The organism is Dyella sp. 01L423 (assembly GCF_056399945.1).
This window is the reverse complement of sequence record NZ_JBFTSI010000019.1, coordinates 1-1552: the sequence shown is the minus strand read 5'-3', so window position 1 is coordinate 1552 and position 1552 is coordinate 1. Positions and strand designations below refer to the sequence as shown.

General features: G+C 61.0%; 1 protein-coding gene. It reads left to right on the top strand.

Annotated features, from left to right (window positions below):
* Window positions 1–259 precede the first annotated feature (259 nt).
* Window positions 260–1525 (top strand): IS110 family RNA-guided transposase, encoded by a 1266-nt coding sequence (locus tag AC1DMY_RS20820; RefSeq protein WP_477166750.1) that lies wholly within the window; start codon window positions 260–262, stop codon window positions 1523–1525.
* Window positions 1526–1552: the final 27 nt, after the last annotated feature.

Here is a 1552-nt window from a genome sequence, read left to right as displayed (position 1 = left end):
ATATAGGTATTCCGTTCCGCCTTCCATGACACTGGGCGTAGCTGGCAGATCACCGCCAGTGAGGGCGGGACTTGCACCTGCGGGTTACGAATATTTCGACCCAAACATTCGATGTTCGCCGCTTTGGCTTCGATCTCGCCGGTGCGCTTGAGCTCCTCAACGAATACTCAGGGTACGCCGAGCCATCGGCTCTCTATATTGCCTTCGCCGAGCTCGGGCACGCAGGTCTCGTAGAGCGAGACACGCCGCGAGGTGACGCATGAGCACGCATCGGGATGACGATTTCACAGCCTTCGTTGGTCTGGACTGGGCCGACGCAAAACACGATTTCTGTTTACAGCCGTACGGTAGCGAGGCCCGCGAGTTCGGCACGTTTGCCCATCAGCCTGAGGCCATCGAGGCGTGGGCGCGAGGATTGCACCAGCGCTTTGGCGGGCGCATCGCCATCGCCTTGGAGCTCGCAAAGGGACCGGTGGTCTATGCGCTGCAGAAGTACGATTTCTTCGTGCTGTTCCCGATCAACCCGACCTTGTTGGCGAAGTATCGCGAAGCGTTCAAGCCGAGTCGGGCCAAGGACGATCCGACCGATGCGCAACTCGCTCTGGATTTGATGCAGCGTTATCCGCATCGCTTCACGCCACTCAARCCCCAAAGCGTGGCGATGCGCACCTTGGGTTTCCTGGTCGAGCAGCGGCGGTTGTTAGTTGATGACAAGAAGCGCTTAGTCAATCGCCTGGGCAACACGCTCAAACAGTATTACCCGCAGGTTTTAGGCTGGTTTGAACAGCATGACACGGTGGTCTTCAGTGACTTCCTGCAGCGCTGGCCCACGCTCAAGCAGGCCAAGCATGCACGCCAGGCCACGCTTGAAGCKTTCTTCCGAGACCACAACGTGCGCTCATCCAGGCTCATTGCCGAGCGCGTGCAAGCGATCCGAGCGGCGCTACTACTGACGGACGATCCAGCCGTCATCACCACTCACCGGCTACTGGCCATCGCCTTGGTCGAGCAACTGCAAGTAGCGCTGCGCGCCATTGATCGCTTCGATCAGGAGATCGCGGCCTTGGCGCCCACGCTTCCCGATTACGCACTGTTCCATGCGTTGCCGGGTAGTGGCCCGATCCTCACGCCGCGCTTGCTGGCCGCCTTCGGCGAACAACGCGAACGCTTCGCCCGCGCCGAGCAGTTGCAACGCTACTCGGGCGTCGCGCCGGTGACACAGCGCAGCGGAAAGAAGAGTTGGGTCCACTGGCGTTGGCAGTGCCCGACCTTCGTGCGTCAGACCTTCGTGGAGTGGGCCGCGCAGACCATCAACAAGTCCTTTTGGGCCGGCGCCTTCTATCGCCAGCAGCGCGCCAAGGGCAGTCCGCATCAGGTCGCGGTACGTGCGTTGGCCTTCAAATGGATCCGCATCCTGCATCGATGCTGGCTGTCCCACACGCCCTACGATGAGTCGCGCTACCTTATGGCCTTGCAGCGCCGTGGCTCGCCCTTGCTTGCTGGTCTAGCTTCGTCGGATAGTTGACGGAACGGCTCAGGGCGTGAAGCGGAC